The organism is Nitrospira sp., assembly GCA_024760545.1.
Taxonomy (GTDB): Bacteria; Nitrospirota; Nitrospiria; order Nitrospirales; family Nitrospiraceae; genus Nitrospira_D.
This window is the reverse complement of record CP060501.1, coordinates 2,539,802-2,562,789: the sequence shown is the minus strand read 5'-3', so window position 1 is coordinate 2,562,789 and position 22,988 is coordinate 2,539,802. Positions and strand designations below refer to the sequence as shown.

Below are 22,988 nucleotides of genomic sequence, written 5' to 3'. Positions count from 1 at the left end.
TTTATTATCTTGCAGGAAGACGGTTATTCGTGAATCCCTGCCATGAATATACTCTGATTCCTCAGACTGATTAATCTGTCAAGATGGCCGAGCGACATGATGGAAATGACGGAGCTTAGAATTTCCATCGAACAGGTTTGTCTCACCTAAAGACCAGGTTTAAGGCCCTGTTCTTTAAAAATCCTGCAATGAAATGCCGACTCTACCGATTTTGAAAAACTCTCAAGATATGTCCGGGGGCCTCAGCTCTTTTGTTCCGATATTCTTTACATAAGCATTGTATAAGCTGAGCTGAGATTTATAATCATCAGTGGCCTTGTCTATTTCCTTGAGTTTATCGGCTTGATTTATGGCTTGATCGCGAAACTTCATATCATTGTAGAGTTTGAATGCATCAACAACCATAGTGAGAGGTTGAGAACCACCTTCAGTAATATTGTAAAATTTGTCTAGTAGGGCGGCGGAAGCGGCCGTTGAGGTAAAACTCTTATATTCGTCAACTTGACGCCCATCCAAACTGATTACAACGTAAGGATATTCGCCATCATATAATTGATTTTCGTCGTTAACCCGTGCGAGTGCACCTTGTTTATTGACTTTGTAATCCTTCAGAGTTTCTTGGGGAATACCGTCAGAAGTCAACAGCACAAACCTGGCAATAGCTTCGAGGGACCCAGGAGTGATGAAGGTTATTTCTTCCGTCTGCTTGAGTGCCGGAGTGCCATTGAAAAGTTTTTTCCCAATACTTCCTAAAAGCTTTGTTACAAGGCCGGTCGCTACTAGATATCCGCTCGCAGGAGCAAACACCGGAATGCCTGCCGCTGCACTGAATGCTTGCGAAACGGCATCGAAAACATCGTTATCAAAAGCAGAAAACATCACCTCGACCGTGATTACGCTGGAAACTTGAGCCAGTGAATGGGTGTAATAAATCAATGACGTTCCCTTTTCTGTCGCATTCACGGTTCGGAAATTTCGGTTGCTCGGCGTCTTGTGCACCAGAAAGTTCACGGCTCGAGGCGCAGCATCGAAAGTCGAGACGCTTCTCATTGCGGAGGCCACAAGCATATCGTTTTTACTCCAAAGGCCATCATCTACGTTTCCTGTATAAATATGCCGTATCTGAACTGTCAGTGGTTTGCCGATCCCAATAGGTTCAAAGTCAATAGGCTTTCCCGTTGCTGAGATGAGTGAACCCAAAACGTTCTTCTCATTCGCCGTCCCGGACAGGAATTTAATGTTTGCCGAACCCCGTCCGCTCGCCAAAGCCTTTTGGAATTCTTGAAGCTTTCCAGAAGTTACCTCCGCATGAATTTCCTCTTTGTCAACTAAGGCGTCGCCTATAGCGTACAATAAAGCCATGTTTTGCTCCTTGACCTTAAGGTTGTCGTGATTGCTCGTCCTGTAGGGTTCGGAGAATTGTTATAGTTCACGATAGGTCAACCACACCGAAACTAAAAATAGTAAAGGTAGACAATACGAGAAAAGCCAACATCCACACTTCACTTATTACGGCTTTTCTGTAGCACCAAAGCATGGATATGCTTAATTCGTCTCTGAGCATCTCACTCATTAGTGCTGCCATCATGGTGGATCTTGTGAAAGTGTGACTCACCCGTCCCTTCTTTGAGTAGGCACAGAAAGGTAGTGGCGCCTATCTTAAAAGGTTTTGCATGAGTCCACCCGCTGGACCAATCGCGGGTGTCAATGCGGGGACCGACCGTGCCGTCGGCGTTCATGCGCGTAACGTGCACGAGGCCATTACTACTCTTTAGTGTGAAGAGATAGGTCCACGGTCCTTCCTGATAGAACTCCACGGTCGTCCACCCTGCAGACCAATCATACCGAGCAACTTGCGCTCCAACGCTGCCACCACTGTTGATCTTGTAAATGTGTGCCTCACCAGTGGCTTCCTTGAGGATCAATAGAAAAGAGGCGGCACCGATCTGGAATGGCTTAGCGTGAGTCCATCCGCTGGACCAATCGCGGGTGTCAATGCGGGGACCGACCGTGCCGTCGGCGTTCATGCGCGTGATGTGGACGAGGCCATTATTACTCTTCAGCGAGAAGAGATAGGTCGAAGGTCCTTCCTGATAGAACTCCACGGTCGTCCACCCTGAAGACCAAAAATATCGCTTGATCTCTTCCCCAACGGATCCGCTTGGAAGTTTCCGAAAATCATAGGCGGCCCAGATGCCAAAGATAGTTGATATTGGTATCCATTTATCTTTCGAATCGTCATTGCTCCAACCAGTATAGATATGAATGTACCGGTGAACGACCCGCACATTCATGGTATTTGCCCTATCCACCTGAATAGTGACCATGTGTCCGGTGCATTCCCGCGTTTGATACCCTATTGCATAGTGTAGGTCAGAGTAATAGCCGACGATAAATGGCCGCTTCTTCTTTATTGCATCCCGGCCAACTTGGAAAACCCAAGACTCGTCAGTATTCCACCAGTCTTGGCGATACCAGTAATCGGCGGTATGGTGAAGTCGGGTTCGTACGAATTCGAAGCCACGCGCCATGTCCTCCGGCCAAGTGAAGCCCTGATCGGAGTCGAAAGTCCACCATGGTTCATAAGTTCCAAGATAGTCATGGAGTGCCATCGTCAAGTTCTCGATGTACGGGTCGTTGTCCCTTCTATCAGCATCTAGCAGACTAGGAGTGAAGTTGAGATTGTGCCAGCCAAACAGATTCATCCAAGCAGTGGCTCCGCACCCGGACGCATGGTCGTTGGTGTTGGGTGGTTTATTTTGGGGAATCTGCAAGAAATATGAATGACCTTTTGGAGCATCCGCGGATGCTCGAACATTAAATGTACAGGGACTATTAGGCGATTTAGCAGCGCTCCAATATGACGCTAGATTCTCAGCAGCCGGTTGTGGACGGACGAAGGTCCGTTTCAACTCTGCATAAGACCACTGAGTCAGTCTACGCTTGATTTCTTGTCGAGGGACGGCTGGAAGCGGATCCCTTGGAGGCACGGGCCTGAAGTTACTACCTTCGCCACGGGTATGAAGTCTGGCCTCAGAAGGAATAACAGTGGGGCGTTCACCTATTTCTGCAATAAGATTACCATTCGTATCTTCAGCCGCGATATAACCTGGCCCAAAATACACCATCTTAAAATTCTGATCTCCAACCATTACAGCCAGTTGATGCGATGGAGGTCTTGCAGTTTCACTTAACTCTAAGATGGGCAAGTCGTTTTCTGTTGCAGCGACTAATACATATCCTCTGTTTATTCCCTGGCGGTCATTAATGCTCACTTCATAGTAGGCGGCATTTCCATCGATGTCATAAACTGGTCTGAACCCAGCTGGCCTGGCTTGAGTCCAGTCCGATATGTCGTTGAACGACTCTAGTGCTTCTTTGACAAGTTGGTCGCGCAGTTGATCAGGGATGAGCTGTGGCATAATGCTTCCATTGGCTATAGGGTGCGCGCCTCAGACTAAGTTATCCAAGCGAATTGGGAAGGCTACAGCTTGATGTGCCCTAAATGTTTTCGTTTCGCTATCATGTGGATCCTGGCTCACTAAGTGACTGCCGTCTATGGGCCATCTACTAAGGAGGCGTGCCTTGGTGAGCTGCTTGTTCGCCGCAAATAGTAGTATGTCAGCAGGCAACCAAGAATCATCAGAGCGATTTACTATTTGCACTCCAGCCAATTTATCAGCGGTGAAATTCAGTTGCGACCAAATTGGCAACATGGTCAAGTATGTTCCATCCCTTTCTGCCGGGTTCTGCGTTCCCACGGTTGCTAACACGGTTTGATAGACCAGTACAGGCTGTCCTCCCACATTGCCGAACAGTGATAGCTCAAAAGGCCCAGGACTTTCAGCATTGGCCATGTCAGCGGTCATCATACAAAAGATCAGTGTATCGAGCGGATCGCTAGGGGTTGCACGAGCAAGCGATTGCATTGGCCAACGGTCTAGACCTTTGCTGACATCCTGGCTCACCCAAGAATTGGGGTGCAGGAAGAAGTTTTGTGCGAGAGGCATAATCATAGCGCCGTTGGATATGACCAATCCAAAGAGAAAGGCTGACCTGGGAGCCCAAGCGTCATTACTTGTCATGGCAAGGGAAATTGCATTGGAAAGAAATTGGTCATAATCTAAATCGACATTGGCAAAATACATTTTGGCCTTCCCGCGGGCTGGAGGGGTCTTTTTAAAATTCGCTACCTCCGTAAACCCGGAAAAAAGACGAATCAGATTAGTACTTCCAGCGTTGTCTTCATCCCGCGTTTGGACCACCAATTGGAAGTTTCCAATACGTGCCATATGTTCACCTTAATTTGCTGAGAATCGCTGACAAACGTTGGATCAACAGTCTCCCGTTTGATCGGCGTTAGCTTGTTAGAGCGGTTGGGATAGTGAGGCGGACTGATTACAGGCGAGCTGAGGATTCGGTTTTTTACCCCATAGTGGTGCCAACAATAGCATTATCTATGACACTGTCTATTCCACTTCAGTCTAGAGACATTTGGCCCTAGTAATACATGATTCACATATCATGTGGTTTCATTGCGACTGAACCTGCCATTGATGCACTGTTGGCTCACGGTTTTCATGTTGTTCTCGCTGGCGCTTACGCGACCTTCTTGTGATAAGAAGCTGGGCAGAGCCATCATATCCATCCAAGGAGTAATGTGGCGACTAGCCTGAGGACGGGACGGTTCTTGCGAACGGCTGAAGGGAAGCCCCCAGAGAGCCGGAAGCTTCCCAGTGAAGCACCTCAGCGCTTCAGTTCATGAGTGGCGATCCACTCCTTCGCCTCAAAGGTGACATTTATCAGCGCCTCCAGGTCGTTGAGACCGAATGAGGTGCCGTTGCGCCAAGCCCCGGAGTGATCCTTGAATGGGCGAGACAAGGTCGTTGTGAAGAACGGTCCGTTCTCGCTGACGTTCTGCCAGATCGTCGCCTTGATGTTTCCACACCGCAGCGTGGTTGCCGGTCGTTTGGATGAGGTGTTGGTCGCCATCTTGTTTCCTCCTTGTGTGAAATGAAGGTGACTCTCTCACGGGAGGAGGAGAGGCACCGCACAGGTCACAGAGGAAACGTGAGGCAAAGGCCGGAACCGGCGGACCGGAGAGGACCACGCAGCGGGAGTGACAGGCTACTGGCGCGAACGGTGCGCCTCGCAGGTGTAAGCCGGTCGGCTGGAGCCGTGGCGACCGAACAATTCGAACACCGCTTGATGCAGAAGAGGGAAATGGCGCGAGAAAAGAATCAGGGTACCTTTCAATTTCTCCAAGAACAATGGAAACCATATCACCTTCAATGCGTTATTAGGTGTCTTCCGCTAGGACATTTTAGATTCCCCGGACCGTAGGACAACCTCCCTGATGAAGCCATGGAGCCGCTCAGTATTGATTTCCTTAACTAGTTGCGTGATTTCTCGAGCCGCATGCATGATTTCGTCCTCGGTGGGTGCGGCTCCCCATTGGTGCTGTTCATCTTTCCTGATTATTTTTCCGGCACCAGTCTGCGACCACGCTCGATGAACATATGAATTTCTCTTTTCTGATAAGCGCTTTGCTCGACCGAGAAGGGCATCTAATGTGTTTTTCTCCAGCGCTGTTGCTTTTCTCTCCTTGAATAGGCGTTTAATTCTGGTTCGTAAGTCTGAGATCCGTTCTCCTTCTGTTGCGTCGAGCCCCTGTCGTATGGTCTGACTTGCGATTGTTTTCACGCAATATCTGAGGATCAATTCGAGGTGCGTGTGAGCGATAGCCAAGCAACCGAGCGCTTCATTGAGCCGCGGTTCAGTTGGAATTGTTAAGAGGTGTAAAGGCGGCTGAGGGGTCTCTGGCACCATAATCTCCAAGCGCACTGATCAATAGTCAGGATGATTGTGCTCCAAAAACAAGAGCGAAGCCTAAGAACTTACGAACATGATAGAGGATTTACTCCTCTTCAAACCCTTGGTTGGTGAACTTCAATGTCCGGCTGTTCTCGGTGACGGTCCGAACCACGTTATCCGGCGCGCCGTTTGGAATCTCAGCCTCAATCTCCAAGGTCACTTTCACATCGGAGCCCATCAGGCCGACAAGGTGCGAGATCACTTCATCGGCGATTCGCCCAGCATCGCGACCTACGCGGGTTGGGTCAAGACTGACGCTTCCATGAAAACGTTTTGGCGCGCGTGAACCTTTGGGCGTCGCAGCAGTGCCTTTGCCAGTTCCTGCCCCTCCCGTGTTCGGTTCGCCGCCGGCTTCTGCTTCTGACTGTCCTGTCTTGGAAGGAGCTGTCTTAGCCTCAGCTTCCTGCTGCTGCACCGCGACTTCAGGCCGAACCAGCAGCCCCGGATCGGTGCTCGTGATGAGAACAGGATGCCCACAGCGCAGGCCACGATAGCGGCCAGCAGCTTCATCGAAACTGTCGGCGTAGGCAAACTACTCTTGATGCCATAAAAGAAGACCGAGCCCACTGCGAATCGATTCCAGCAACACTTCGGGGTTCCGCAATCTGGGAAGGTAGAGATAGCGGGCGAAATCCTCGACCAGCTGTCCGACAGGAACATGGTTCTTCCCGCGCCAGAGAGGAACGGCCCCTTCTCATGGACATTCTGCCAGATCGTGGCCTTGATGTTCCCACATCGCAACGTCGTCGCGGGTCGTTTGGATGAATTGTTGGTCGCCATCTCGTTTCCTCCTTGTGTTGAACTGTAGGTGACTCTCTCACAGGAGGAGGAGAGGCACCGTACAGTTCACCGAGGAAACAGGAGACAAAGGCCGGAACCGGCGGGCCGGAGAGGACCCCGCAGCGGGAGTGACAGAGTTACTGGCGCGAGCGATGCGCCTCGCAGGTGCTAACCGGCCGTCCATAGCCGATGGCGACTTGCCATCCTCGAATAAAGGTTTACTGGTCAGGTAGATGTAGCCAGAAAGGAGTCTCGGTATCCTTTCACGGTCCCAATCAAAGATTCCGGGTACTTCTTGATCGCATTCCCTGAGCTAGCTTGCGTAATTCCTTCTTATAGATACATAAGACATCTTCTACCTCGTAAGGTTCCAGCCTGTTGAATTCATCTGGAAAAATGGACAAGCTTGCTGTTTTCAACCCTGAGTCGATTCCCAACGCCAAGGCACCTTGACTTGTTCCTGCATGGAGATACACTTCGCGCGGAAATAACCGACGCTTTGCCCCGATTCGAGTAGCAGTGTCATATACCGTGAGAGGGCCTACCCTATAAATGTCCTTTGACAAATTTGCTAGAAGATCATGGAGTTTTGAAAAGGACTTACATGCTCGAATATCAGGCTCGTGGTCCAACAAGCGCTGCGCGAATGTTGCCAAAGACTGAGCCGGAATTCTTCTTTGATGATCATGCCGCTTTTCACCACGATAAATGCCATTTGCGCCAATCCTGATGGTTTCCGCCAGCGAAGGACGACTTCCATAATAGGAAAGCTCTGCGGCAGCATCAGGCCGAACCCTGACGATGTAGTCCTCGATGATGTCCTCAAGAGATAGGAAGTTACCCCTCCTTTTCGGTGCACAACTCCTTTTGGGAGACGTCCTATCGTTACACTTCATGCTTATTTCATCTACGATTTAAAAGGCTTAAAGAAATCTGGATCAAGGTCGTAGGTTTTGCGCGGCTTTAAGCCCAACTCTAGTTGTTCAAACATCTGAATGAGCCTTTCGCCATCGACGAGCTCGATGGGTGGAACACCATCACGAATCGCTTCTCGCTTCGCCTCCGTAGAAAAATTACCCGTGCTTAAGATGAGACCTTTGTCTGCCCTGCCCATCATGGCTCCGCGAAAATCTCGCACTACACCTGGTCCCACTGATCCGTCGTAACGCTTACATTGGAAGTAGACACGGAAGCTCACGAACGGATTGAGTTCGAGTACACCATGACCATCAATTCCACCGTCACCTGAACGCCCTGTTACCACAACTTCCTCAAAACCGGATTCTCGGAGGAGCCGCTGGCATAATCTTTCAAAACCAGCAGGCGGTATCGATTTCATGGTAGCGAGTAGCTGCTCACGATATGTGGAGTCTGGCATACCTGGCAAAGTCAGTTCCTCTAGTTCCACACCTTTCATCCCACCAGAGGACACAGCCGGGGGCACAATCCCTTCGGGGCGCGCTGTAATCTCTAGAACATGTTTCACCAGTTCGCGGATATCTCCTTCTGACATTCGAGAAGCAACTCTCCCCTTTTCGGTCAACGACCACACACCACGCTTAGAGGAATCGATGTATCCTGCCTTCACGAGGTAAAACCGTGCCCAGTGCACCTGGTTCTCAAAGCGTGAGACTCCGTTCGCGAGACGCTCTTCAAGAATAGAATCAGGCAGTCCAAGATCCTTGGCAATGGCTGGGCATACCTCTGCGGGTCGCGCCGAACCACCGAGCCGTTTCAACACTTCCAAGACCGGATTGATGTAGTCGGTATACTTGGGAGGTCGAACTGACAGGCCTTTGGTCATACTTCAGCCTTTCTCCGAACTGCCACTCGAGCTAACATTCATGTTGTCTCAGCCATTTCCTCCGGCTGTGCACATAAGGAAGCTCCACCTGTCAATCGAAATAGCTGCGCGCGAGCAGCTTTTGAATAAGGGCTTATCGGAAGTGTCTTGAACTTGATGGAGTCGATTTGTTGCTGGACAGGTAAAGAATCTGCCATTTCGCCAGCAGAAGCTCCCGCCTCAAGCATTTTGAACAACACGGAATGGAGATCCGCCACCTCTCGCATGACTTTCAATCGGGCGGCTTTCAGACGCGGGAGATTAAGCCCATAGAGTTCAATGGATCGCTCAACACGATGAACAGAAGTGCCAATACATGTCAGACTGGGCCCTATCCTCCCGTCAGCCATGACATCGATCAACTGAACGTCTGCTCTATTAACAGGGTCGAGCAAGACAGGCTTTTCTGCGCCCTCACACCGATCGTGCCAGCAAGCCATGGGACTTCCTTCCATCAGAGGAAACCAATTACCTTTCCCCTCATTTAGATCCGTCTCTTCATTCTTGTTTATGCGGTTGGATCGTTGTGCAGAATAGCGGAAATTATCCCAAGAGAAGGCCAACCAAGCATAGCCTGGATCCACCACTTCCTCTGATCGTCTAGCCTCTAATTTCGGACGGTAATGGTCGACATCAAAGAAAGATTGAGGATCACAACTTTCAGAATACCAACATTTCCCATAAGACATTTGCGATAGGTACCGTGCAAACTTTCTCCAGATGTGGGACTTCTTTTTGATGAAAGATATGCGTTCGGCTTCCGGAAGTGATTCCAGCTTTCCTTGCGCCCTCAATGCCACCTTCATCACAGCCTCGGGAATAAGGCTTGAGTCCCTTTTTACGTAGATCACGAACCAGCAGCCTTCTTCTGCATAAGAGCCTTAATCAATTCGCTCATGGCCTTATGCCTCAATTCTATTTGTTTTGGCGAAAGAGGCGGCCGATCGGCATAACGCACGTCGTGCCACGCCCGTAAGAAGTCTTGGTATAGAGGCTCGCGGTCTTCAAACATAAATCCAAGCCGATTAAGCTTGTCGTTCATCTCAATAAGCTTCTTTTCCTGTTCCTCAGAGCGTTGTGCAAGACGTGCTAGATTATTGCGCTCGTCGACTTCGCGCTGTGTTTCTTGATCGAGGCTAGAAGAAAGCCCGAAGATCTCTGTAAGAGTGGCCGTAAATCCCATGCCCCTAGGATGAGTATAGGGTGCGCTTACGGTTACCTTACCTGCTTGATCTGTGAACATGACTCGCACTTCCTCTTTGTGTAACGCCGCAATTGTGAGTGGGTTATGCGATGTTAATATGAACTGACATTTCGAAGCGTTACCCTCTATACCTGTCCATTCTCGAATCAGCGCAAGGTAAGCATGTTGCCACACCGGATTAAGGTGCGTATCTGGTTCGTCAAGAAGAAATAAGACTTTCTTGTCCCTTGATAGACGAATCAGTCCGAGCACCATTAGGAGTTGCCGCTCACCATCAGAAAGGTCAGCGAAACTCACGTCACCACTCTGATCGTTAGTTCGTTTGACCCATACGTGCAAATCACGGAACAGGTCTGAAATATCCACCGCTTCGAGTGCAGCAAACATCTCACTACTATCAGCATACTTACCCGCAAAGCGCTGCAACGCTCTCATGTCTCGCAAGAATATCGCGAGCTGTTCCTCCGTCTCTCCTTTGTCTCGATAGTCGTCAATAGGCTTGTCTTCCAACGCGAGTGGATGAAAGGCGACATCACGCAGTCCTCTCGCGCATGCTCCTGCAGGACCTTGTGCAGCCCAGAGATTCTGAGGGCTTGGCAAGGGAGTCTTTTTCTTCCTGCTCTTCGCAAACCAGGGTTCTCGAAAAAGTGCAAGCGCCGAATGAAACTCTGTAACTCCGAGCATTTCTTTTAGAAGTCGTCCCACGGTCGCATCTGGAAACGCGAAGAATGATAGAAGCGCAAAGATTCCGTGAATGGGCCGACAGTAAAACAAGCGTCGGTCAACAAGGGCTTCCCGACATTCTTCCTCATCGTCATTGAGCTTGATCGCATCGTAGTAACGCCGTTGGTGACCGTCGTAGAGCTTCTCAAGTCGCCGACTGCTGCCGGAGTAGTAACCAAGCACAAGATCAGGGAACAGGCTAGCTTTATTCCTCTCAAATTCCGTCCGCGCCAGCGTCTGCCCATCCACGATGATTGCAGGAGCGCCTTCACGATTCGTTAAGCGGACCTTATGCGATCCAATACGGTAATCAATTTCATAGACGAAACGTGGTTGGGCACGGCCCAAGTCGACAAACCGGAATATGTCGGTGATCGCCTCAATCAGATTCGACTTACCTGAACCGTTTTGGCCGATTACTACTGTTGTAAGGCGGTGCTCGTCAAAATCGACATCGACGCCTTTCAGATTCTTAAATCCATCGATATAGACGCGATCCAAACGCATTAGGCCACTTTCAAGCTAGTATGTTTATCCAACACATGTCCCTTCTCAACCTCCCAGGCCAACTGTTTATAGAAGTCGACCACGGGGAGATCTGCTTTCTGGAAGAGGTCTGCAACTTTCGCACTACCACCAATTTGCCTTAGAAGACCGGTGAGGTATGGTTTTCCCATTACGTCATTATCGAAACGACTCTTGGCCATGAGAGATTTCTCCTTGGATTTCCGCTTAGCAGCTTTCAAAAGAGGTTTGCGTCTCTGCTCTTGTGTCGGCAGCTTTGCCTTTGCACTGCGAATACGTTCCAGCAGGCTGGAAGCGGGTTCATCATTAGGATCTTGCGGAACAAGTTCACCGCGAAATGCTTTAGCCAAAATGGCTGGGGTGAGGCGTTCTACCTGTTCACGGGCAGCGACATAGCGCCGTTCAAGCCTCTCTGCGTATTGAAAAAGGGCTTCAACGCGGCGCACAATTTCGTCTTGTTCGTCCCGAGAAGGCAGTGGCACTTGAATGGCACGAACGTCACCAATATTAATTCCACGAACAGCCACTCCTTTTGTTGAGCCCTTCATTCTTGATTGAGCCAAGCCCGACCGAAGATACCAAAGCACATAATCGCGATTGATAGATGGCTGAATAGATAAGCGCGCAGAATCTTGTGTGATATTGGCATTTTGAAGTTCGTCGGGGATAACGACTACTCGCCCGACGGTACCCCGAATCGAGAGAAGTAAGTCCCCTGACCTGAGGCGTGACCTTTTGAATTCTTCATCGATTCTTTTCGAGGTTCTTCTGATAGAAGCAACGTTTAGCTTATCGCTAGGGAAATCGGCGACGCGAATGTAAGGGACACCTCCTACCTGCTCTGGGCCAGGCTTAAGAATACCGTAGGTGATTGGGCGATCCGGCAACACAAGGTCCCGGAGAGTCAACAATGCCCAGCCTCGAGGGAACATATCAGGGGTCAAATCATGCACATCCTCTGTTGGAGGAGCAGCATTGCCTCTCTTGTGGCCTCCCGCAGCCACATGCGCTCCTTGGATTTCCTCTGCCAGTTTCGTCGCATCTGCTTTTCTGGGATTGTCTTCATGCCACTCTTCCGTCAGCGCACCGGATATCGCAGCCTCGAGAACGGCCTGGCGGAACTTCTTTAGGATCATCGGGACGCGGTCGAGGTGTTCACGGCAAGCATCAACCCGCGCGAGAACTGCGTCGAGCTTATCGGCGATGCGTTTCTGCTCATTAGTAGGTGCTAGAACGAAGGGAGCATTTCTGCCGGCCTCTGTGCCGAGGCGTGGCATGTGCAGCCCATGGCTCACCCTAGTGACGTACTCCAAAAATGTCGGATGCTTTAGCCAGTAGAAGAGGTACCCACCCTTTATTACGTCCGATGGCTTCAGCGGGATAATCTCAGTCGTGCAGTAACCGTCCTCATCGGCCCGTATCACTTTGTTCAGGTAGGGACGCAGCTTACCGTAGAGCACATCTCCAGCGGAAAACTGGTTCTTTGTGCTCTTTGATTGACGCTGCGCGAACTTCACACGCTGCAGTACCTTTGATGTATCCTTTTCAATATCTTCCAGCTCAAGTACCCAGGCGTTGGCTGGAATCTCTTCAGGTTCAGCTTTATACGTTACGCCGTAGTCGATCACCTCACCAAGGTTGCACTTTACCCAGGAAGATGGAAGCATGCTTTCCATCGTCATGCCTCAATCTCCTCGACATCTTCCCCCAGCTCTAGCAGTATTCCTCGAAGCTCTTCCATCGCGCCTTCAAGCTCGCTCATTGCCTCTTGTGCCAGCGCAACTGGTTCACCCAGTTCAGCCGTTGTTCCCTCATTCTCGTCCTTGAGCCACGCAATATCGAGACTCTCTCCACGAGCTGCAATCCATTTGCGGGAGAAGCAGCGAAAACGTCCTTTCTCGCCCGTGTCTTTCCGCTTCTTGAGGCTCGAGGGACTTCCAAGCGAATCCTTCCCGAACGCAGCCTCAAACTCCTTGAAGTGCTCCCGCTTCAATTCCGTACGCTTGCCAAACTGCGGCATATTCGCACGAAGGTCGTAGACCCATACTTCTTTGGTATTACCTTTATCCTTCTCGCCACGTGTAAAGAAAAGCACATTGGTCTTCACGCCCTGTGCATAGAAAATACCTGTTGGCAGCCGAAGGATGGTGTGGAGGTTACATTTTTCCATCAGGTCTGCACGGATATCTTTCCCGATGTTGCCTTCAAACAATACGTTGTCCGGCACCACAATCGCGGCACGACTTCGACCATCCGTTTTCAGGCTTCGATAGACATGCTGCAAAAAGCATAATTGCTTATTGCTGGTTGGGTACGTGAAGTCGGTCCGGGAAGGGAGTCCACCCCCTTTCTTGGTTCCGAAGGGAGGGTTCGTCAGAATGAGGGTTGCCATAGGCAACGCCTCCCCTTCCGGGCTCAACGTGTCTCCGTAGTGGATGCCGCCCGCCTCGGGGTCTGACTCGATTCCATGGAGCATCAGATTCATAAGCGCGAGACGGTGCGCATCCTGCACATGCTCCATCCCATAGAAGGTATTGCGCCGGTACTTTCGTTGCTGACCCTCTGTCCAACGATCTGGATTCGTATGCTCCCGCAGATAATGGTTGGCTGCAATAAGAAAGCCGCCGGTACCCGCCGCTGGATCCTGGATGATGTCATCAAGCGTGGGCTTCATCACACCAACCATGCTGTCGATCAATGGCCGTGGGGTAAAGTATTGCCCCGCCCCGGACTTCTTCTCATTCGCATTCTTCTCTAAGAGCCCCTCATATAGATCGCCGAGTCCCTCCTGCTTGGCGCTGTACCAATCGATCTTGTCGATCTCGGCAACCAGGGTAGAAAGGGTCGCGGGTTTGCGGATAAAGGAGCTGGCATTGGCAAAGATCTCCTTCACAAGCTTTGACCCGTGACTGCCCAAATGAATCAGCGTCAGCTTATAAGCCTCAAGACGGTCTGGAGCAGCTTTCGCCTCAAGATCATCCCAGCGATGGCCATCTGGAATCTGTGACTCTGCGTTGGTTTCTTTGGCCATCTTCAGGAACAGCAAGTAGGTCAACTCGGTCACATATTGGTGATAGGTCACTCCGTCGTCCTTGAGGACGTTGCAGAGATTCCACAGCTTGGCCACGATGTCATGCGTTACGTTGCCCATAGCTCGCTGGTCTCTCCTTCACTAGGCCGCAGGATTCCAGATAGAATCTTTGAAGCTATCTAATACCTGTTGCAACTCCCCATCGAAGATCCTGTTGATTCGGGCAAACCCTCCACCTTCTCGCTTAAAGATCAGATCCGGATCATCCAGCGCGTTACGGTCCACCACGACATTGGCTTTGGTCTGAGCCGCAATTTTCTGCAGCCATTGCCGCTGAGGGACGGTCCAATATTTGGAGGTGAGAATTGTTTGCAGTGCGCGATCCACCCGTTGCTCATACGGAATTAAGGCATCCCCTAACGCGGCCTGCCTGATGTATCCGACAATCCTGGCTGCAATGTCTTGGTTCGTCATCTCCCGCCAGGCTGTTTCAAGATTGGCTTCGCTGAACCCAGCCTTATCAAATGCCAGAGCCAAATCTCGCAATTGCTTGCGGGTCAGTTCTCGTGGGCGCGTGAGTACGGTGACCAAGGCCGGAATGGCGTTTCCTTGGCTTCGGACGAACTCCTCAAACTCTTTCAGGTAATCAGCTGGCTTCGTTGCTTTCCCATACCCACGCTCGACGTTTTTTAACTTATCTGCATGTTCAGAGAGGAGTATGGGTTCTGCTCTTCCCTCGCCTTTTCTATCAAGAACCTCCCCCAATTCTGAATTCTGTGTAAACCAAGAGGCGATGTCGTCCAGCGACATCGCGTGCATTCTCTTGAGAAAGTCTTCCGGCGACATGCCGGCTCGACTCTCAAAGTCCTGCTTGTTCTTCTCCGACAAGTGCCGTTTCTTGCGTTGGAACTTGGCAATGAACTGGTCTTTTGCCAGGGCACGGACATCATCTCCCTGTGATGCCATCATCTCCCTGATCAGCTGGGAAAAGCTAATTTTGGGATCAGCCACGACTGGCCGCATGGCCGTTAACTCATGGAGCGCCTCATAGATCCTCACGGCATCAAAGATTCTGAATGTTTCTTTGCCAATCTCGTCACAGAGCCGCGTAGCTCTCCCGAGCATTTGATCGAAGAGGATGCGGCTATTGACCCTCCGAAGAAAGACGAGGTTACAGATTTCCGGAACATCCACCCCTGTCGTGAGAAGATCAACCGTTACTGCCACATTGGGGTTTCGTTCATTCTTATAGCGTCGGATCAACTCTAACGGTTTGTCTGCTGCTCCTGTGATCTTGATGACGGCATCATCCTCGACTGATCCGTAATAGCCTTTGAAGGCCTCTTTCAGCAACTTAACCACCAGATCAGCATGAGCATCATTCACACAAAAGATCAACGTCTTGTGAGGCGTGCTAGGGTCCAGTTCTCGAGCAAGGAATTGGCATACTACCGTATTGAATGGTTCTGTGATGACTTTCCGATTGAACTCCTCGACCTCAATCTTTATTTCGTCTGGTGCAGTGAATAGCTTCACCTCGTTCTGTTGAACGTTATAGACTTTCACCTCTTCGCCTGCTTGCCATTTGATCCCCTTGGAGGACAGCTCAGTTTGAACCTGAATAGGCGGTTCATGATCTATCAAATAGCCATCGATGACTGCCTCGCGATAGCTATAGGAGTAGATCGGCAACCCGAAAATTTGCGTGGTATGCAGCGCAGGGGTCGCGGTTAGCCCCACCTTAACCGCGTCAAAGTAGTCCAGCACTCGCCGATACTTTGAGATGTAGTCTTCGTAGCTTCGGAACGTCAATTCTGTTTCAGATAATTCGCGATCAAGTAGGTAGCCACGATGGCATTCGTCTACAATAATGCAATCGTACTGATCCACAGAAGGCGGCATGACCCCTTCGGAGCTATAGAGAAGCCGTTTCACCATACCTTGGACCGTGGCAATGTGAAGTGATGTGTCACTGTCTGGTTCTTGTTCCCCCAGTTCTTTGATTCCAAAAATGTCCGCAAAGGTTTGCAGGCTTTGCATACGCGTGTCTTTGAATGCGTTTGCTGCCTGCTCGCCAAGGGCTGATCGGTCAACGAGGAAGAGTACACGACGGAACCGTTGTGCCTTCAGCAACCGATAGATAAGGGCAATGCAGGTTTTTGTTTTGCCAGTTCCCGTTGCCATGGCCAGTAAGATTTCTCTCTGGCCACGTGCAATCGCCTGCTCAATTGACTGAATGGCCTCCTGTTGATACGGCCGCAACGTAAAGCCGTAGTTGAATGGCTCTTTTGCGAGCTGCTCGTGCGCGCGATTGTCATCGCGCTTCAGAAGCGCTGTGAGTCCTTCAGGCGTGTACCAGCCATCCAACACATGACCGATGTTATCAGGACGCCTAAGATCGCAAAACCAAATGCCACTTCGCGTGGCCAACTGACGAAGATATGGCCGACCGTTGGAGGAAAACGCAAATGGGATATGGAACTCACCCCATGGTCCCCCTGGGGATTGAACACCCTCGCTTACGGCGAAGGTGCGGCTGTATCGCTTGGCCTGCTGCAATGCTGCAGATACGTCGATATTCTTCCGCTTTGCTTCTACCGCCGCGATGGGTGTAAGCCCTACAAACATCACATAGTCCGCAGGGCCACTTTGGGTTGGCCATTCGGCAATGGCTATGTTTTTCCCTTTTTGAGGACGTGTACCTGCCGAATAGCGAAGCGTTGGCGAATCAACTTGCCATCCTGCTTCTTTGAGCTGCTGGTCAATCAGCTTCCGGGTTTCGACTTCGTCAAGCTGTACGGCTGCAGCAGCTTGATTCGATGCAGAAACAAAGGCAGCAAGTTTAGCCTTGGATTGCGTCTCCGCTTTTGCCTGTTGTGCAGCTAACTGCTGCTGGAGTGCGGCTTTTGCTGATTCTGCTTCCGCAGCGATTTGCTCCCAGAATGAACCCTCATCCGTGGCTTCTTTCAGTTTCGCCTGAATAGCGCCGAGCTGTTGCGTGACTTCATGGTGAGCCGCTTGGTATTCGACAAGTTCTTCCCTTAAACGGCCCAATTCATCTCGAAGATCGGCACTTTCCTCTTTCGGTGTCCTCGGAGGGATAAAGGGTCCCGATTTGAAAGCAGGATCCTTGAAGGTCCGATGGAACCAGATACCGAGTTGCCAGCTTATCTTGAGCATGGCAAGGGCGATTCGGTGATCCCCCGTCATCGCATGGCTGGCAGCATTGCCTGCGCGTCTCACCTCACTGAATAGCTGAGCAATCTCCCGTGGAAGGATGCCTTGATCTTGTAGCCGTCGGACAAGCTGGTGCTGAGCTTCCTCTGTTGAGACATACTCGCCAACATTCGTGGCGACGTGTTGGGCTAGGAGTTCCGTGAACTGGCGTAACTTAAGCAGAGACGTATTGGGATCTTCCGGAAAATATCGTTCTGCTAAGAGGCCCAAACGAAGCAATTGTTCGTCGTGTTCTTGAAGCTGAGCAAAGTTGCTGACGAGCGGGTGAGGAGGCTTCATCTTCGATAGTTATGAGCAAACAATACTGCAGGGTTATGAGTGCTGTGGCTGTGGAAGGATACTCCTCTTACCTTAATGAAATCATCAATCTTTGAGTGGTCTATCACAAACTGTCACGATATTTTAAGCATTGTATCTCATAGCGTTGCTACATCTTCACTACTTCCAAATGGCCCAGGGCCGAAATATTCTTGGCTTCAACTTCGAAACGTCGTGTTCGTTATTGCCGTTTCTTCCCAACTCGTCCTCGTTCGTATGATCCAACTCAGAAATACCTCCCATTCACGAGCTTCTCATCCTTGCGTCTAGAGCGGGGTTTATGATTCAAGACACTTCGTCTCACGAACCACCGGAGACGAAGGAGTCGAGAGTGACCGCCTAACTCATCAGCATCGCCGCTCAACACTAGAGTCCCTTCCCTGTCCTCTACTGACCTCCCGTGTCCCCTCGCGGGCACTTTCGTGAATGCCGTCAGCCTCGGTAGTCTGGACCATGTTGAGCCGCCGCGACACGAGGATACGCATGAACGCACCGTGGCTGACCATTCATGAACTGGCGAAGGCCCTCAAAGTGAGCGTGAAGACCGTGCGCCGGGCCTATCTCCGTGGGGAGATCCCCGTCGAGCGCATCTTCCGGTTTGTCCGCTTCGACCTCGATCAAGTGAAGGAAGCGATGAGGCGGAAGGGGCAGGGACTCCTTCCCACCATCGATACGCAGGAGGGAGCGACCCGCCGCGCGACCGGCGGCGCCAGCCGACGGCGCGACGGGCAGCCGAGCCCCCGACTGGTCAAACGGGGGCGCAAATTCCAACCGAGGACTCGGAGGGACGCATGAGCGGCTGGTTATTCTCACTGGGATGGCTTCGGTTCACCGTCCCCAATTCCACCGTTGAGACGGTGAAGGCACTCCTCGGTGAGGGAGACTGGATCCGGGACGAGAAGGGCTATGAAGGCTACCGCGAGGTCTGGTTCTGCCGGGGGAATGACAGCGGCTATGGCCGGATTGCGACGGGGGCCAAACGCAACCCTCGCGAAGTCCACGTCGATCTCTCCCAAGAACTGATTCGTCATTGGACCTTTGAAAAGTTTCACGCAATAGCCCACTGGGTTCTGGCGCAGGACGGGCATTTCGGGCGCATTGATGTGGCCCTCGATGATCGTCTGGGCGTGATTGATGTCGATGGGGTTTATGAGGCCGTGGTCAAAGGCCACTGCGTCTCGCATTTCCGGCAGTGCCAGATTATCGGCGGGTTGGATGTGCCCTCCGGGTCAGACCGTGGGAAGACGCTCGCCCTCGGGTCTCGCCAATCGGATACCTATCTCCGAGTCTACGATAAAGCGACGGAACAACGGGCCAAACACAAACCGGTCGACGGGCCGTGGATGCGCTGGGAAATGGAATGGAAAAGTCGGCGTGCCCAAGCGGTCGGACTCGCCCTCGCCTCGCTCGATGGGGACTCGTTCCGGAAGTACATCGTGGGGGTGTTCCGGACTGCGGTGGATTTCCGGGACTGCACGCGCGAGGACGACCCCAAGGACCGCTATCACGCGCCCATCCTAGGCTGGTGGCAGACCCTCACCGAGGGGATGCAGCGGGCCACGCTGCATGTCGTCACGACGGTACGCAAGATCGAGCACGTCAAACGCTGGGCGGAGAAAAGTCTGGCGCCGATGCTCGGCCTCCTGTGTGCCCATCCGGAGGCCGGGGAACGCTGGCTTGTCAGAACCATCATCGATGGGGTGGATCGCTGGCGCAGTAAACATCTGGCCCTCTTGCAGACGGGTCAGGATCTCGCGAAGACGAAACACAAACTCCGCTGGTGGAATCCGAGAGACGGGTTCTCTGCGGCCTATGGCACCGGGACCACCTAACTAGCCGATGGCCGGGTTAGGAATGAAATGGGTGTTTACAGGGAGGGAGTCATGAAGCGTTGTTCGGCGCTGACCGTCAGATTGCTGAATGAGGAACGAGCCTTACTCATGAGCCTCGCGGCAAAGCGGGATGTCACCTATTCCGACATTCTGCGGCTGGGCCTCTATCAGCTTGCCAGGACCGAGGGGCTCAACGCGCAGGTGATGCAGGTCCTGCAGGCGCGTGTGGACCATCTCCTTCATGTGGAAGCGGCCTGGTGCGGCATCCGTCTGGAACAGGCTGCCGAATCATCTCCTACAGGAGCCATTCACACGGGAGGGGTCTGATGGCGACACACACACCTGGCCCGCTGACAGCGCGGGCAGGATCTCTCAACAGTGAAATACGAACTGCGGTGGAGACCCAGCGACGGGTGCGCTGCCGCCAATGCCACATCGGGGTCTTGAAGCTCTACATGTGCGGGCCGCGATTGCGTGGCCGGTGTCAGAGCTGCGGCACGGTGTGGGTCTATCTCTGGTCCTGCACGAAGCAGGGCTGGTTTCGGTGGTCCAACTAACATCATCAAGGAGGGAATCACATGTCAAAGTTCATAGGGACCTGTGTCGTGATGGGCGTCAAGTCGAGACCGAGCCAGGATGGGAAACGGACCTTCCGCAACGCCGTGCTTTATTTCGAGGAGGATACGACCACATTGGAGGCTAGTATCTCGGAAGACCATGAGTCGCTCTATAAGCTCATGGAGGCCAACAAGATGAAAGCGGCGCAGGTCACGGTCAATCTCCGGGAATTCAAAGGCCAACGCTTCTTAGATGTGACGGGCTATCAACCGATCACTCAAAGCGCATCGCACAGTCCGCAAGGTAAGTAACGACGGACGCGAACGCTGATGATCTTCACCGATCTGACGTTGGAGCAACAACTCACATGGCTTATGTTCTTCCTCGCCTGTTTCTTGACCGGTGTGCTCTCCGGGCGACTCTAGCCCTCAGCAGCTATGCCATCGTCCTGTACTGCGTGGCGGTGGCTCTGTGCCTCTGGCCGCACCTCGCCTTCGCGGCCACGGGCTACAGCCGGATCATGACCGCCACGCAATTCCACACGATGATGTTGGCCCGCCAGGCGGCACAGGCCGGAGCCGCTGCGCAAGCCATTGCGCTCGCAAACCCTGGCACCTCGATCGCCGTGCGGACCATCACGGCGGCCACGGGATGGCCCGGTCTGGCCATTGCGGCCGGCCTGGTCCTGGCCCAGATGCATTTGAATGCGCAGCAAGTGCAGGACATCAAGGCGGCCTCGGCGACACCCGGAGCCCCGGACATCGAAGGCTATCCTGAGCCTGGAGGCGCTGAGATCCGTCAATGCCCGGGTGCTCCTGAGTGCATGACCAATTGGGTGGAATACCTCACCGTTCCGACACCGACGCCTGGCGGGATTGGGTGCAAGCTCGCCATGGTCGGCGATCCCCCAGCTGGTTGGAACGGCTGGTACAGCGCGCAAGCACCGCAAACCTGTCTGGCGTTCCGCTATCCCTGGAACCCAAATCCCTCCCAGCAAAATGAGCCGCAACCCGCTACCGCACAAGACATTCAAGACTACTGGAACGAGAACCCGACCGGACCGAACAGTCCGACAGCCAATACGACACCGGTCGGGTCAGGGCAATCGGCCACGGACGCCACGACGGTTATTAACGATCCCGTGACGCCGAGCGATGCGCCCACCACCGTGGTGCCCTCCAATCAGGTGCCCGACGACAGTGTCATGATCGATCCGAATGCCACGCCCCCTGCCGGCACCCAAACCACCTCGACCACGACGCAGCAAACCACGACGACGAGCACGACCACCACCAATCCCGATGGCTCGACCACGACGCAAGACGACAGCAGCACCACCGTACAGTGTTCAACGGGGGATCATGAGCTACGGTCTTTCGGAGCCATTTTCCAGGAGCATCTCACGATCTGGAGAGGTTCCGGCATTGCGGGGCAATTAGCGCTCCTGCAATCCCTCACGTGGCCCGCAGACCTGCCCACGATTACCTGGACCTCTACGCAGTTCGGCACGTTCGCGGTCAACTTCAACGACTGGTCCGCGATGTTTCTGGCGCTTCGCGCCATTGTCATCGCCGGGGCCGGCTTCGCCGCCTATCGCATCATCTTTGTGGGAAATGGATAACCCATGACCGCGTTGCTGAACCTGATCTATTGCTTTCTGCTCGACATGATTTTGTCGTTTACAGATGTCTGGAAAAGCGGCTGGGATTCAGTTCTCGGAGTTGCTGACAGCCTGCTGGCGTCACTCGGCACCGGTTCCCTGAGTGCGCCCATCATCCCTGTGCAATACACATGGATTCTAGGTGCGACCGGGATGAGTCAGGCCATGGGTATCATCGCCTCAGCCATGTTGGTACGGTTTACCTTGCAAGCGATCCCATTTGTCCGGTGGGGCTCATGATCACGTTGTTGGAAGGAACGCCCGGCAGTGGAAAATCCTATTACGCGGTGGCGGACTACCTGCTGCCGTGGCTTCGGGCTGGACGCCGGCTCTATGTCGCGGTAGACGGCCTCTATCTGGATCGGCTCGCGCTATTCGAAGGGCGTCCTTTATCGGATCTGAAGAATCAGATCACGCTCTGGCACGATCGGGCTCAGATCCCCTCGCTCTTGCCGACCGTCGAGCCAGGCTCGGCGATCTGCCTGGACGAGGCGCAGACCATCTTTCGGGCGAAAGAGAAGATTCCCGGTGACATCCTCCGCTGGCTCGAAACCCATCGCCATTACGGCGTGGATCTGCTTCTCATGGCACAGGACTACCGGCAATTGACCTCCAGCGTCACACGGTTGGTCGAGAGCACGATCAAGTTTCGGCGCATGGAACGATTCGGGATGACCCGCCGGTTTCAGGGCTTCGTCCGCGGGAATCCAGAAGAGACGGAAGTGATTCGAACGCTGATTGGGAAGTATGACCCGAAAATCTATGCCTATTATTCCAGTTATGCGACGGGCGGCATCCGAGAGGAACGACGGATGAAAACGGTGTTGTCGAGTCCGTTGCTGATGATCGGAGTACTCGGACTGGTCGGGGCCTTGGGTTTCATCGGATGGGGCACCTGGTTCTCCGGCACGGCGAAGCCGGAAGCTTCGAAGACACCATCTCCAACAATTGAAACCAGTCCTGTTCTCCTGAAACGAGCAGAGAGCCCAGTCGTAACCGATCCGCATGCCCCACCACCAGCCACCGGTACCACATCCATGAATCAAGACCGCTTACGCATTGAAGGTGGAATGGTGATGGACGGCAAGGCCTACTGGGTTGATGCCCAAGGCCGCATCCTCACAGCCGGACAGATTGCCGCTCTGGTGGGCGCGCCGGTCACAGAGCAGATCATCAAGGGCGTCCCGACCTTGGTATCTGACCGGATTCTGTGGGGCGGCGAAGAGAATCCGCGCGCGATCGTGCAGGTGCTGGAGCGTCAACCACTCGACGAAGCCGCGGCCAAAGCCTCTCCGCTGTTCCAGCACCACGAAGAGAAATCGGATGTGAAATGTATCGGCGTCGATAACCAGGAACGGGTGTGCGATGGATCAAGCGGCGATTGATGCCGCCGTCTTTTGGGC

20 protein-coding genes are annotated in these 22,988 nt (G+C 52.7%); 8 read left to right on the top strand and 12 right to left on the bottom strand.

All coding sequences use genetic code 11. The annotated features are described in order from the left end of the window. Positions 1 to 222: 222 nt before the first annotated feature. The 12 genes from H8K03_12080 to hsdR all read right to left on the bottom strand — a co-directional run bounded on the left by H8K03_12080 (position 223) and on the right by hsdR (position 17,496). The gene (locus H8K03_12080; GenBank protein ID UVT18565.1) at positions 223 to 1,362 is read right to left on the bottom strand and encodes a hypothetical protein; all 1,140 of its coding nucleotides are present in this window, start codon (positions 1,360 to 1,362) and stop codon (positions 223 to 225) included. A 203-nt stretch (positions 1,363 to 1,565) separates the two neighbouring features. Continuing rightward, positions 1,566 to 3,422: a hypothetical protein gene (locus H8K03_12075; protein UVT18564.1), complete on the bottom strand. Its 1,857-nt coding sequence runs from the start codon at positions 3,420 to 3,422 to the stop codon at positions 1,566 to 1,568. A gap of 30 nt (positions 3,423 to 3,452) precedes the next feature. Continuing rightward, positions 3,453 to 4,292: a hypothetical protein gene (locus tag H8K03_12070; GenBank protein ID UVT18563.1), complete on the bottom strand. Its 840-nt coding sequence runs from the start codon at positions 4,290 to 4,292 to the stop codon at positions 3,453 to 3,455. Positions 4,293 to 4,746: 454 nt separating this feature from the next. Further along, entirely contained in the window at positions 4,747 to 4,992 is a 246-nt protein-coding gene (locus H8K03_12065; protein UVT18562.1) for a hypothetical protein, read from the bottom strand. A gap of 925 nt (positions 4,993 to 5,917) precedes the next feature. Further along, a complete protein-coding gene (locus H8K03_12060; GenBank protein UVT18561.1) occupies positions 5,918 to 6,289 on the bottom strand; it encodes a hypothetical protein in 372 nt (123 codons plus the stop codon). A gap of 640 nt (positions 6,290 to 6,929) precedes the next feature. Further along, positions 6,930 to 7,550 carry a hypothetical protein gene (locus H8K03_12055; GenBank protein ID UVT18560.1) on the bottom strand — a complete coding sequence of 207 codons (621 nt, stop codon included), beginning with the start codon at positions 7,548 to 7,550 and terminating at the stop codon, positions 6,930 to 6,932. 11 nt (positions 7,551 to 7,561) lie between these two features. Next, positions 7,562 to 8,458 carry a restriction endonuclease gene (locus H8K03_12050; protein ID UVT18559.1) on the bottom strand — a complete coding sequence of 299 codons (897 nt, stop codon included), beginning with the start codon at positions 8,456 to 8,458 and terminating at the stop codon, positions 7,562 to 7,564. 38 nt (positions 8,459 to 8,496) lie between these two features. Next, complete coding sequence (locus H8K03_12045; protein UVT18558.1) at positions 8,497 to 9,348, bottom strand: hypothetical protein; 852 nt, start codon at positions 9,346 to 9,348, stop codon at positions 8,497 to 8,499. Then, complete coding sequence (locus tag H8K03_12040) at positions 9,345 to 10,931, bottom strand: AAA family ATPase (GenBank protein UVT18557.1); 1,587 nt, start codon at positions 10,929 to 10,931, stop codon at positions 9,345 to 9,347. The genes H8K03_12045 and H8K03_12040 overlap by 4 nt, the downstream gene beginning before the upstream one ends. Further along, entirely contained in the window at positions 10,931 to 12,631 is a 1,701-nt protein-coding gene (locus H8K03_12035) for a restriction endonuclease subunit S (protein ID UVT18556.1), read from the bottom strand. Before H8K03_12035 ends, H8K03_12040 begins: the two co-directional genes overlap by 1 nt. Continuing rightward, entirely contained in the window at positions 12,628 to 14,100 is a 1,473-nt protein-coding gene (locus tag H8K03_12030) for an N-6 DNA methylase (protein UVT18555.1), read from the bottom strand. Before H8K03_12030 ends, H8K03_12035 begins: the two co-directional genes overlap by 4 nt. A 21-nt stretch (positions 14,101 to 14,121) precedes the next feature. Continuing rightward, complete coding sequence (gene hsdR / locus H8K03_12025; GenBank protein ID UVT18554.1) at positions 14,122 to 17,496, bottom strand: type I restriction-modification system endonuclease; 3,375 nt, start codon at positions 17,494 to 17,496, stop codon at positions 14,122 to 14,124. Between the two features lie 522 nt (positions 17,497 to 18,018). On the opposite strand from hsdR, the gene H8K03_12020 reads away from it, so the two are divergent. Genes H8K03_12020 through H8K03_11985 form a run of 8 tightly spaced genes read left to right on the top strand, consistent with a single transcriptional unit; the run spans position 18,019 to position 22,970 of the window. Continuing rightward, complete coding sequence (locus H8K03_12020; GenBank protein ID UVT18553.1) at positions 18,019 to 18,330, top strand: helix-turn-helix domain-containing protein; 312 nt, start codon at positions 18,019 to 18,021, stop codon at positions 18,328 to 18,330. Further along, positions 18,327 to 19,367: a replication initiation factor domain-containing protein gene (locus H8K03_12015; protein ID UVT18552.1), complete on the top strand. Its 1,041-nt coding sequence runs from the start codon at positions 18,327 to 18,329 to the stop codon at positions 19,365 to 19,367. The genes H8K03_12020 and H8K03_12015 overlap by 4 nt, the downstream gene beginning before the upstream one ends. A 51-nt stretch (positions 19,368 to 19,418) precedes the next feature. Then, positions 19,419 to 19,694 carry a hypothetical protein gene (locus tag H8K03_12010; GenBank protein UVT18551.1) on the top strand — a complete coding sequence of 92 codons (276 nt, stop codon included), beginning with the start codon at positions 19,419 to 19,421 and terminating at the stop codon, positions 19,692 to 19,694. Then, on the top strand, positions 19,694 to 19,924 hold the full coding sequence (locus H8K03_12005) for a hypothetical protein (protein UVT18550.1): 231 nt from the start codon (positions 19,694 to 19,696) through the stop codon (positions 19,922 to 19,924). Before H8K03_12010 ends, H8K03_12005 begins: the two co-directional genes overlap by 1 nt. Before the next feature lie 21 nt (positions 19,925 to 19,945). After that, a complete protein-coding gene (locus H8K03_12000; GenBank protein UVT18549.1) occupies positions 19,946 to 20,236 on the top strand; it encodes a hypothetical protein in 291 nt (96 codons plus the stop codon). Between the two features lie 56 nt (positions 20,237 to 20,292). Next, positions 20,293 to 21,546: a hypothetical protein gene (locus H8K03_11995; GenBank protein ID UVT18548.1), complete on the top strand. Its 1,254-nt coding sequence runs from the start codon at positions 20,293 to 20,295 to the stop codon at positions 21,544 to 21,546. Positions 21,547 to 21,549: 3 nt separating this feature from the next. After that, positions 21,550 to 21,825, top strand: coding sequence for a DUF2523 domain-containing protein (locus H8K03_11990; GenBank protein UVT18547.1), 276 nt, complete (start codon positions 21,550 to 21,552; stop codon positions 21,823 to 21,825). Then, entirely contained in the window at positions 21,822 to 22,970 is a 1,149-nt protein-coding gene (locus H8K03_11985) for a hypothetical protein (protein UVT18546.1), read from the top strand. The genes H8K03_11990 and H8K03_11985 overlap by 4 nt, the downstream gene beginning before the upstream one ends. Positions 22,971 to 22,988: the final 18 nt, after the last annotated feature.

Excerpts from the sequence above, each read along its gene's own strand:
- H8K03_12040 (UVT18557.1), bottom strand. The coding sequence starts at position 10,931 with ATGCGTTTGGATCGCGTCTATATCGATGGATTTAAGAATCTGAAAGGC.
- H8K03_12080 (UVT18565.1), bottom strand. The coding sequence starts at position 1,362 with ATGGCTTTATTGTACGCTATAGGCGACGCCTTAGTTGACAAAGAGGAA.
- hsdR (UVT18554.1), bottom strand. The coding sequence starts at position 17,496 with ATGAAGCCTCCTCACCCGCTCGTCAGCAACTTTGCTCAGCTTCAAGAA.
- H8K03_12065 (UVT18562.1), bottom strand. The coding sequence starts at position 4,992 with ATGGCGACCAACACCTCATCCAAACGACCGGCAACCACGCTGCGGTGT.
- H8K03_12000 (UVT18549.1), top strand. The coding sequence starts at position 19,946 with ATGTCAAAGTTCATAGGGACCTGTGTCGTGATGGGCGTCAAGTCGAGA.
- H8K03_12010 (UVT18551.1), top strand. The coding sequence starts at position 19,419 with ATGAAGCGTTGTTCGGCGCTGACCGTCAGATTGCTGAATGAGGAACGA.
- H8K03_12005 (UVT18550.1), top strand. The coding sequence starts at position 19,694 with ATGGCGACACACACACCTGGCCCGCTGACAGCGCGGGCAGGATCTCTC.
- H8K03_11990 (UVT18547.1), top strand. The coding sequence starts at position 21,550 with ATGACCGCGTTGCTGAACCTGATCTATTGCTTTCTGCTCGACATGATT.
- H8K03_11985 (UVT18546.1), top strand. The coding sequence starts at position 21,822 with ATGATCACGTTGTTGGAAGGAACGCCCGGCAGTGGAAAATCCTATTAC.
- H8K03_12020 (UVT18553.1), top strand. The coding sequence starts at position 18,019 with ATGAACGCACCGTGGCTGACCATTCATGAACTGGCGAAGGCCCTCAAA.
- H8K03_12050 (UVT18559.1), bottom strand. The coding sequence starts at position 8,458 with ATGACCAAAGGCCTGTCAGTTCGACCTCCCAAGTATACCGACTACATC.
- H8K03_12075 (UVT18564.1), bottom strand. The coding sequence starts at position 3,422 with ATGCCACAGCTCATCCCTGATCAACTGCGCGACCAACTTGTCAAAGAA.
- H8K03_11995 (UVT18548.1), top strand. The coding sequence starts at position 20,293 with ATGGCTTATGTTCTTCCTCGCCTGTTTCTTGACCGGTGTGCTCTCCGG.
- H8K03_12015 (UVT18552.1), top strand. The coding sequence starts at position 18,327 with ATGAGCGGCTGGTTATTCTCACTGGGATGGCTTCGGTTCACCGTCCCC.
- H8K03_12030 (UVT18555.1), bottom strand. The coding sequence starts at position 14,100 with ATGGGCAACGTAACGCATGACATCGTGGCCAAGCTGTGGAATCTCTGC.
- H8K03_12070 (UVT18563.1), bottom strand. The coding sequence starts at position 4,292 with ATGGCACGTATTGGAAACTTCCAATTGGTGGTCCAAACGCGGGATGAA.
- H8K03_12035 (UVT18556.1), bottom strand. The coding sequence starts at position 12,631 with ATGACGATGGAAAGCATGCTTCCATCTTCCTGGGTAAAGTGCAACCTT.
- H8K03_12055 (UVT18560.1), bottom strand. The coding sequence starts at position 7,550 with ATGAAGTGTAACGATAGGACGTCTCCCAAAAGGAGTTGTGCACCGAAA.